Below are 9,679 nucleotides of genomic sequence, written 5' to 3'. Positions count from 1 at the left end.
GTTTAAATAAAAACCATTGAAGTCACTGCAAAAAAAAATGCATTGCTTAAGTAGCAATGCATTTTTCAAAATATTTATGTTCTAAAAAAACTATTTCTTATAAAACGGTAATTTCACCACTTTAGCCCGAACATCATTTTTTCTAATTCTAATAAAAATATCGCTATCAACCGCGCTATTGTTTACTGTAACATATCCTAAACCAATTCCTTTGTTCATAGAAGGCGACATGGTTCCAGAAGTTACAATACCAATTACTTCGCCGGCAGCATCAACAATTTCGTAATCATGTCTTGGCACGGCACGTTCCTGCATTTCAAAAGCCACTAATTTTTTAGTAACACCAGCCTCTTTTTGTTTTTTCAAACCTTCAGAATTGGTAAAATCTTTTGTGAATTTAGTAATCCAACCCAATCCTGCTTCAAGCGGAGAAGTGGTATCGTTGATATCGTTTCCGTACAAACAAAATCCCATTTCAAGACGCAAAGTATCACGAGCAGCAAGACCAATAGGTTTGATTCCAAAAGCTGCACCAGCCTCAAAAACTTTATTCCAGATTGCTTCAGCATCTTCATTTTTGCAGTAAATTTCAAATCCGCCAGAACCAGTATAACCAGTTGCAGAAATAATTACATCGCTAAAACCAGCAAAATCACCTACTTCAAAATGGTAATAAGGAATCGCAGCCAAATCTAAAGACGATAAAGATTGCATTGCCTCAACCGCTTTTGGTCCCTGAATCGCCAACAAAGAGTAATCATCAGAAAGGTTCTTCATTTCAACACCCAAATCATTGTGCGAAGAGATCCAGTTCCAGTCCTTATCAATATTCGAAGCATTTACAACCAGTAAATACTCTTCATCTTTCATTTTATACACAATCAAATCATCTACGATTCCGCCTTCATTGTTAGGCAAGCAAGAATATTGCGCTCTTCCAATTCTCAAAGTCGAAGCATCATTCGAAGTCACTTTCTGAATCAGAGCCAAAGCATTTGGACCCGTCAACAAAAATTCACCCATATGCGAAACGTCAAAAACGCCCACACCAGTACGAACTGTTTCGTGTTCAGCGTTAATTCCTTCATAAGTAATAGGCATATTATAACCCGCAAAAGGCAGCATTTTCGCTCCCAAACTCTCATGTATGTGCGTAAGCGCAGTATTTTTCATTGTGTTGTTTTATAAAATTGTGTTGCAAATTTATTCAAAAAATATATAAAAATGATAGTCTAAATTATAAATTTCGCAATAATTAGGAGCAATTCCAGCTTTTCGTTGCATGTCCTCATAAAAAAAGCAAAGTTTCTAATGTTCTAAAAAGAGCTTCCGTTGGTCGCTTTTTTAGAACAAGAAACTTTTGCTTTTTTTACTCCGGGCTTTCCACTACAATCTGGGCTAGGACATTCAGTAAACAAGAAACACTTTCCTTTTCAATTTTTTATGTAACTTTAATCAACTAATTTTTAGAATCAAAAACAATGAAAAGCGTAGATAAATCCACCAAATAAATATCCGTTTTTATCCGCATTTTTACGAAGTAAATCCGTTTCATCAGCGTTCTAATAACCTCAACCTAAAACCAAAAGTGATTAAAAATTAAAATAATACAATAAATAGCCCAAATGAAAAATCCGCTTTTAATCACCAAAGAAGAAATTCTTAAATTCTACAAACCCGTAAATCCTCATACACACAAAGGACTACAGGGACATGCCGTGATTATTGCCGGAAGTTATGGCAAAATAGGAGCAGCCGTTTTGGCCTCAAAATCCTGCCTTAAATCCGGTTGCGGACTTGTAACCACTTTTACACCAAAATGTGGCTACCAAATCCTGCAAATTTCCATTCCCGAAGTCATGGTTGTAACGGACGAAAATGCCAATTTTATCACCAATATTCATTTTCCTATACAACCGCAAGCCATTGCAATTGGTCCCGGAATAGGGAAGGAGCTAGGAACACAAAAAGCCTTATTCGAATTTTTACGAATCAACAAAGCTCCTTTAGTTCTCGATGCCGATGCACTAAACATTCTCGCCGAAAACCAATCCTGGTTATCATTAGTTCCTGAAAATACCATTTTAACACCTCATCCTAAAGAACTCGAACGCTTAATAGGCAAATGGAATTCAGAATCCGACAAATTTCAGAAAACAATCGCCTTTTCTGAAAAATACAAGCTCATCACCGTCATGAAAGGCGCACCAACATACATTATCAATAAAAGCGAAATCTACGAAAACACCACCGGAAATGCCGCCTTGGCCACAGCCGGAAGCGGCGACACCCTAACCGGAATCATTACTAGTTGTATTGCCCAAGGTTACGAACCCAGATACGCCGTAAAGTTAGGCGTCTATCTTCACGGTTTAACCGCTGATATTGCTTTGCCACAAACCGGTTATCAATCGTTTATAGCATCAGATATTATCGAGAATTTGGGAAAAGCTTTTTTAGAATTAGAAAATTAGAAAATTAGATAATTTGACAATTTGAAAATGACAAACTAGACGAAAACATTCTTATGAAAATGATTGCCCTAGCCCCGATAGGAGTGGAAATCCTTTTGTGCCGGTGTTCGGCACAAAAGATTGGAACGTATAGCGGGATTAGCTCCTGAAAAAATCGCAAACAAAAGAATTAAAAATCTGTGCAAATCCGCGCTTTCGCGAAGCGAATCCGTTTCATCCGCGTACTTTTTTACCATCCTTTATACTAACATAAAAAATCTTAGCGCTCTTTGCGTAAATCTTTGCAAACTTTGCGGTTAAATAAAAAAATCAAAAATTGTAAGTTTGTAATGTCAAAGATTAGAAACTTAGCAACTCAGTTCCTTAGCATCTTTGAATCTTTAAAAAAATGAAAAACAATTTCGATCTCAGAACGGTAAACGTTACACGTTATATAACACCTTTACGCGAAGGCGGATCTTTACCCGCTTTGGCAGAAGCCGACGACGATTTTAAATACGTCTTAAAATTTAGAGGAGCCGGTCACGGCGTAAAAGCCCTTATAGCCGAATTAGTTGGCGGACAAATTGCTAAAGCCTTAAAATTACAGCTTCCGGAATTGGTTTTTGCCAATCTCGATGAAGCCTTTGGAAGAAACGAAGGCGACGAAGAAATTCAGGATTTATTGCAAGGAAGCCAGGGATTAAATTTGGCTTTACATTTCCTTTCAGGCGCTATTACTTTCGATCCAGTTGTAACCACTGTCGATGCAAAACTAGCGTCGCAAATTGTTTGGCTGGACGCTTATATTACCAATGTAGATCGTACGTTTAGAAACACCAATATGCTAATTTGGCACAAAGAATTATGGTTGATTGACCATGGTGCATGTTTGTATTTTCATCATTCCTGGAACAATTGGGAGCAACACGCCAAAAGTCCGTTTGCATTGATAAAAGACCATGTTTTATTGCCACAAGCCTCACTTTTAAAAGAAGTCGATGCCGAATATAAAGCACTTTTAACACCACAAATTCTCGAAGATATTGTAAACACAATTCCGTTAGAATGGCTGGAGTGGGAAGACAGCGACGAAACGCCGGAAGCCTTGCGTAACGTATACCTGCAATTTTTGCAAACCCGATTAAACAATTCAGAAATCTTCGTAAACCAAGCGCAAAATGCAAGATAGTCACTTATATGAGTATGCCGTAATTCGTGTGGTACCCAGAGTAGAGCGCGAAGAATTCCTGAATATCGGAATCATTTTGTTTTGTAAAAGAGCCAAATTTATAAAAGTATTGCACCACATAAACGATGCGAAAATTGCAGCCTTATCAAACGATTTTGATATCGAACAACTGCATTGTAACGTTATCGCATTAGAAAAAATAGTAAACGGAACCAAAGACAGCGGCCCGATAGGAGCAATGGAAATTCCGGAACGTTTTAGATGGTTGACCGCGATTAGAAGTTCGGCCATTCAAACTTCAAGACCACATTCAGGATTGTCTCAGGATTTAGAAAAAACAATTCAGCGTTTGTTTGAGGAATTGGTGCTTTAAAAAGAGGTTCAAAGCTACAAAGGTTCAAAGGTTTTCCGTAGAGACGCACAGCAGTGCGTCTAACATTCTGCAGAATCTGCGAGAAACAAAAACTTAGCGACCCTTGCGTAAATCCTCGCGTACTTTGCGGTTAAATCTTAAATCTTAAATCCTAAAATATAAAATAAAAAACCACGAACTACATTACTGTAATTCGTGGTTTAAAACTAAACTAACTCTTAATATTAAAACGATCCGCAAATGTTTCCGCCTAAAGTTGCTCCTGCATTAGCCGAAACATCAGCTTTCACAGCCGTTTTATCCAGTTTTACAATTGAATAAAGAGGAGTGAAAGCAGTTTTACTTCCTGCCTGATTTCCTGTAGTATTCGTAAAAACATTATCAACTGCTGTAACAGCTGTATAACCCGTCATTAAATCGATTGGAGTTTTTACACCTTCAAAAACGTTTGCTTCAACACGAATATCAGCTTCAAAACCTGCTGCTATACATTTGTTGCTTACTGTACTGTTGAAGAAGTTGTTTACTAAATGCACTTTTCCAAAACGTACTCTTGGCATTCTCTCTTTACATCCCGGAGCCCACCAGCAACGAGCAAAAGTAATTCTTAATTTTCCACGATCTCCCGTAGCGCCATCGCTTGAACCAATTAGGTTTGAATACCTGTGATCGTCAGAACCTCCTGATCCACCTGGTTTTGGTGCTTTTAGGTAACCAAATTTAGTGTACGAAACCGTGATGTAATCAGATTTGTTTTTAATGTCGAAGTTGCCGTCAACACCATCCCTGAATTCGCAGTGATCTACCCATACGTTTGTGCATTCGTCAAGAATTGCATTATCCCATCCGTCAGTATCATAAGCTCCGGGACCTTCAAAAATAAGATTTCTGATGATTAAGTTTTTGCATCTTTTGATGTTGATAATCCCGGACGCATCTTTAGTTTGGTTGGTAGAAACTAATTTGGCGCCATTTGCACCGTAAATAGTTTTTCCGGTTTGATCTTGTAATGATAATCTTGTTGTAACCGTAATTGTACCGGTGACTTTGATCACTTTTACAGAACTGTTTTCAATGGCAGATTTCAACTGGGCATAAGTAGTAACATTTGTTTCGGCGGCAGATCCTCCGCCAGTTACACTTCCGTTTTGCGAAGCCCATCCCGGAACCTGAGCACAGTTTCCAATTTTTGCGGTTACATTACCAGATACAGTTGTAGTAGCTTCAATACTAGCACTCTCGTCATTGGCAGACGAAGCAACTTCTTCGGTGTTGCACGATGCAAAACCTAAAATCAGAGTTAGTAGGAACACTGACATTGTTGATTTGATTTTCATAATAATAAATTTGGGGGTTTATATAATTTAACAGTGCAAAACTGACTATAAATATTTGCTAAAAAGTTGAACAAGTTCAATATTTTGAAAATAAATCGACTAAAAGTGTTTTTTTAACAGTTGTTAATTTACAAAAATGCATAAAAAGAATACTTTTACGTAATCGATTACATTATTTTTCATTCATCATCTACTTACGCCCCTAAGTAAGAATAAAAGTAAAAAACCACATGTATAAAAACCTACGATTAAGTATTGAACGTAAAATTCCGCTAACAGATCAGGAATGGAATTTTATTGTTGAAAAAGCCGAGTTTATTAAACTGAAGAAAAATGAATACCTACAAATTCAGAATTCAAACAGTTCTTATGAAGGCTTTATTTTAAAAGGTGCTTTCAAAACCTACATTTTGAATGATAATGGCACCGAAAGTGTAATTTTCTTTTCGTTCGAAAACGAATGGATGTGTGATCTCGAAAGTTTCTACCATCAAAAGCCGACAACCTACAATATTAAGGCAATTGAAGACAGCGAAATTCTCGTGATTAATAAAACCAACAAAACGATCTTATTTGAACAAGTGCCCAAACTAATCCAGTTTCACATCATTATGGTCGAAAAGGCAAACATTGCCATTCAGCAACGACTTATTGATGTTTTAAATAAAACCTCGAAACAGAGATATTTGGAGTTTATCGAAAAGTATGCTCACAAAGTAGATAAAATCAACAATAGAAATTTATCATCCTATCTAGGTGTTTCGCACGAATTTTTATCCAAGATTAAGAAGAGGTGCTAAGGTTCTGAGATGCTAAGTTTCTAAGACTTTAAAAAAAATCGCGCAAAGTCGCCAAGTTTTTAAACCATATAAGTGATATAAGAAAATTTAAGTTTTCTATAAAGAAATAGCCTACAGATTTTACTGATTCGACAGATTATCACGGATTGTTTTACTAAAATGAACTTATATCACTTATATGGTAAAAAAATAAATAAACTTAGCGCCCCTTGCGTAAATCCTTGCGTACTTTGCGGTTAAACCTGAAACCTGAAAAATTTCAAATTAAAAATCCAATATCCCAAAAAGACATTCAGTAGAAAAGTCAAGTATTATATTTTCCTTTTCTGGATTTTCAATGACTAATACATCATAAGGATTTAAATCGTACGGCTTCTTATTAATTTTAATAACGGTTGTATCTAAAGAATATAAAACTATTATTTCGGCCTTACAATTCTGATTACTATTGGTTATTTTCAATTTATGATGGCTTACTTTTTCAGAAACCATCCAATTAAAATCAATTCCTTTTGTATAAGAAGTCACTTCATCATCAGATTTAAATTCCATGATTTCGTACTTCCAGTATGATTTTTTTTCTTTGTTTATCTCAATATTTAAGCTATTATCCAGCATAACCAAATAGCGATAATAACCTTTAAATTTGGTAAACTCCGAAGGCGCTTGTTCTATTGTAGCACTGCTTATTCTGAATGAAAAATCTCTATCAATGTAGTTTGCCGTTTCTGGATATATCATATATTCATACGTCAATCCGCCACTCCAAATAGAAGATTTACTATCTTTTTTAGACAAAAGACTTATGTTCATTTATTGAATGTTTTAATAAGATTTTAAGTTTCCAAATACATCTTTAATCCTGTTTCCAAAGGAACTTATTATCACTATAGGGTAGAAAAAACTTTGCGCCTTTGCGAGATTATAAAAGTCAAGCAATAAAAAGCGTAGCGAACTTAGCGGTTAAATTCTCAAAGCCTTTTTTCTAAATGAATAAATTCTAAAGACTTATCAGAAATATTAATATGAATATCACTTGAAGGAAAAGGCTCTCTTTCGCCAGTTTCTTCATAACCATGACGTTTGTACCACGCAATAAGTTCTGAACGAACCGAAACAACGGTCATACTGAGTGTAGATAATCCTACAGTTTTAGCATGAATTTCAGCTTCGGCCAGCATTTTTTTTCCGATACCGCTATTTTGTAATTCAGGAGAAACAGTTAGCATTCCCACATACAATTGATCTCCTTTTTCGACTAATAAAACCGATCCGATAATTTTGTCGTTCTCTGAATATTTCAGAAATGTATTTTTAGGATCTAAAATGATTTGTTCTAATTCTTCTTCGGTGGTTCTTTTTCCTGCTAATAAATGCGCTTCTGTTGTCCAGCCTTTTTTAGAAGTTTCACCTCTGTAAGCTGAGTTTATTAAGGTTGTTAATGATGGAATATCTTGTAATGTTGATTTCGAGATCATGAATTATAGTAATTGTAATTTAGCTTTTTTTAAAATGAGATTAATATTTTGCAGGTTCCCCAGCTTTAGGCAATGATTGCTTTATGAATGTTCTGATGTCTTCATTTGCAGTTTCTAAGTCAGCTTTTCTCAAATACATCATATGTCCGCTTCTGTAGCCTTTCCATGACATTCGATCGCTTAGTTTTCCGCTTGTATCCATTTGCCATAAATTGTATTTAGAATTAAAATAGTCGCACGCACCATCATAATATCCTGATTGCACCATTACATGTAAATAAGGATTTTGAGCCATGGCTTGTCTCAGATTTTCTCCTGTTTTATCGTTAGATCTGTCCCAGGGATGTACAGAACCAAACATATTGTATTTAAAATCTGTTTTGTAATTAAGATTATTACGAACATACATATTGATGGCCGGTGTAAAAGAGTGTAGCCAAGACGTAAGTTCAGCATTAAAATCCGGACTTTCACCAGAATCCTTACGGTCAATTCCCTTGTATCTAGAATCAAGTCTTCCTACTGTGTAACCTTTATCTCTTAAGAGTTCTTTCCAAAAATAATCATACGGAACGTCTAAATTATTTTGCAGGATCACTTTCTCAGAAATACCGGAATAATGTGCAATTTTAGTAGCAATTTCTTTTCTTTTTTGTTCTTCTAAAGATCCTCCTTTACTTAATGCAGGAAGAAGTTCGTTGATAGTAAAATCTTCAACCTCGGGTAACATAGCGGTTAAATCTTTGTTTTGAAGATCAGGGCTAAGCATTTTATGATACCAGGCGGTAGCTGCAAAATAGGGTAGTTTAAGGGCAGCGTTAGAAACAACGCCACGGGTTATCCCTAAATCAGTAGGAGATACCAAAATTACTCCATTTAGGTACATCCATTGATTGTTTTGTAATTGAAGTGCTAATCCCGAAACACGGGTCGTGCCATAACTTTCTCCTATCAGGTATTTAGGCGAAGCCCAACGATTAGAGCGGGTTACAAAACCATTGATCCAATCGGCTAGGTATTTAATGTCGGCATTTACGCCGAAGAATTTTGTAGTAGGGATTTCTTTGCTTGTAGGTCTTGAATATGCTGTGTTGACAGGATTTACAAAAACGATATCAGCAACATCTAAAATAGAATATGGATTTTCTTTTATTCCGTAAGGCTGTACAGGGTATCCTTCATCGTCAATATTTAACAAACTTGGTCCCGTGTAAGCAATCTCCATCCAAACCGAAGCAGAACCCGGACCACCATTAAATGAAATAACTAAAGGACGTGAATCACGATCTTTTACATCAGAGCGCTCATAGTACGTATAGAATAATCCGGCAATTGCTTTTCCGTCTTCGTCCCAGACAGGCATCGTTCCGGTTGTGGCTTTATAAGGAACTTTTTGTCCTTTTATTGTAGTCGTATGATTTGTGATAACCTGAGAATCCGGATTGAAAGTAAGGTTAGCAGGTGAATTTTCTTCTTTTACAACCGGCGGTTTATCGGCTGCTTTTGGTTTTGACTCCTGAGCATATGAAGTAAAAAATCCAACTAAAAGGAATGAAATTAAAGTTTTTTTCATAGAAGTATTGGTATGTAATTATTTGGGATTTTGATGTTCTAAACAGTTGACTAGGATTAGAGTTTTTAAAGATATAAAAAAATAGTAAGTGATGATTTTAGTCTTTAAAAAGACCAGGGCATTTTATGAAAGTGTTTAGTAAGGAAGTTTCTGATTTTTTATTGAATAACCTTCCGTTTTGGCTAGAGAAAAAAAATCATTGAAAATAGCTTTAGCCAAAATTCTTGAGTTTTTGGCTAAAGTTTTTTTGATCGTCATTTATTGCCCTCCAGTTAAAGCGGGAGGCTATCCAGAAAATAATTACATAAAAAATATAATTCAAAATTTTTAACTAAGTGTTTTTTGATTTTCTATTGATTAAATAACAATAAGTAAAATGAGCTGCTAAAACTAAAGCCATTCCAATGTTCCAATAGATGTGAAAGTAATCAAAGTAGTAGTAAAAGTCACAGTAGTTTTGAATAGTTTTTTCC

General features: G+C 35.7%; 9 protein-coding genes. 4 read left to right on the top strand and 5 right to left on the bottom strand.

What is annotated here, in order from left to right:
- Positions 1-90: 90 nt before the first annotated feature.
- Entirely contained in the window at positions 91-1,173 is a 1,083-nt protein-coding gene (gcvT, locus tag FLACOL7796_RS01775) for a glycine cleavage system aminomethyltransferase GcvT (RefSeq protein ID WP_173969132.1), read from the bottom strand.
- A gap of 452 nt (positions 1,174-1,625) precedes the next feature.
- Between gcvT and FLACOL7796_RS01770 the strand changes: the two genes are divergently transcribed.
- From FLACOL7796_RS01770 to FLACOL7796_RS01760, 3 genes are all read left to right on the top strand, one after another.
- A complete protein-coding gene (locus FLACOL7796_RS01770; protein WP_173969131.1) occupies positions 1,626-2,474 on the top strand; it encodes an NAD(P)H-hydrate dehydratase in 849 nt (282 codons plus the stop codon).
- Positions 2,475-2,862: 388 nt separating this feature from the next.
- On the top strand, positions 2,863-3,645 hold the full coding sequence (locus FLACOL7796_RS01765; RefSeq protein WP_173969130.1) for a HipA family kinase: 783 nt from the start codon (positions 2,863-2,865) through the stop codon (positions 3,643-3,645).
- Positions 3,635-4,018 carry a DUF3037 domain-containing protein gene (locus FLACOL7796_RS01760; RefSeq protein WP_173969129.1) on the top strand — a complete coding sequence of 128 codons (384 nt, stop codon included), beginning with the start codon at positions 3,635-3,637 and terminating at the stop codon, positions 4,016-4,018. The genes FLACOL7796_RS01765 and FLACOL7796_RS01760 overlap by 11 nt, the downstream gene beginning before the upstream one ends.
- A 224-nt stretch (positions 4,019-4,242) precedes the next feature.
- On the opposite strand, the gene FLACOL7796_RS01755 is transcribed toward FLACOL7796_RS01760, so the two are convergent.
- Entirely contained in the window at positions 4,243-5,355 is a 1,113-nt protein-coding gene (locus tag FLACOL7796_RS01755) for a pectate lyase family protein (protein ID WP_173969128.1), read from the bottom strand.
- A 230-nt stretch (positions 5,356-5,585) separates the two neighbouring features.
- Between FLACOL7796_RS01755 and FLACOL7796_RS01750 the strand changes: the two genes are divergently transcribed.
- Positions 5,586-6,155: a Crp/Fnr family transcriptional regulator gene (locus FLACOL7796_RS01750; protein WP_173969127.1), complete on the top strand. Its 570-nt coding sequence runs from the start codon at positions 5,586-5,588 to the stop codon at positions 6,153-6,155.
- A 264-nt stretch (positions 6,156-6,419) separates the two neighbouring features.
- Here the strand turns inward: FLACOL7796_RS01750 and FLACOL7796_RS01745 are convergent, their stop codons facing one another.
- The 3 genes from FLACOL7796_RS01745 to FLACOL7796_RS01735 form a co-directional block, all read right to left on the bottom strand.
- A complete protein-coding gene (locus FLACOL7796_RS01745; protein WP_173969126.1) occupies positions 6,420-6,968 on the bottom strand; it encodes a HutD family protein in 549 nt (182 codons plus the stop codon).
- Between the two features lie 158 nt (positions 6,969-7,126).
- The gene (locus FLACOL7796_RS01740; protein WP_173969125.1) at positions 7,127-7,633 is read right to left on the bottom strand and encodes a GNAT family N-acetyltransferase; all 507 of its coding nucleotides are present in this window, start codon (positions 7,631-7,633) and stop codon (positions 7,127-7,129) included.
- A gap of 40 nt (positions 7,634-7,673) precedes the next feature.
- Complete coding sequence (locus FLACOL7796_RS01735; RefSeq protein WP_173969124.1) at positions 7,674-9,206, bottom strand: S10 family peptidase; 1,533 nt, start codon at positions 9,204-9,206, stop codon at positions 7,674-7,676.
- Positions 9,207-9,679: the final 473 nt, after the last annotated feature.

It is taken from the genome of Flavobacterium bizetiae, from assembly GCF_902804475.1.
In the GTDB taxonomy this organism is placed as follows: Bacteria; Bacteroidota; Bacteroidia; order Flavobacteriales; family Flavobacteriaceae; genus Flavobacterium; species Flavobacterium bizetiae.
The sequence above is the reverse complement of the archived record's forward strand: the minus strand, read 5'-3'. Positions and strand labels throughout refer to the sequence as shown.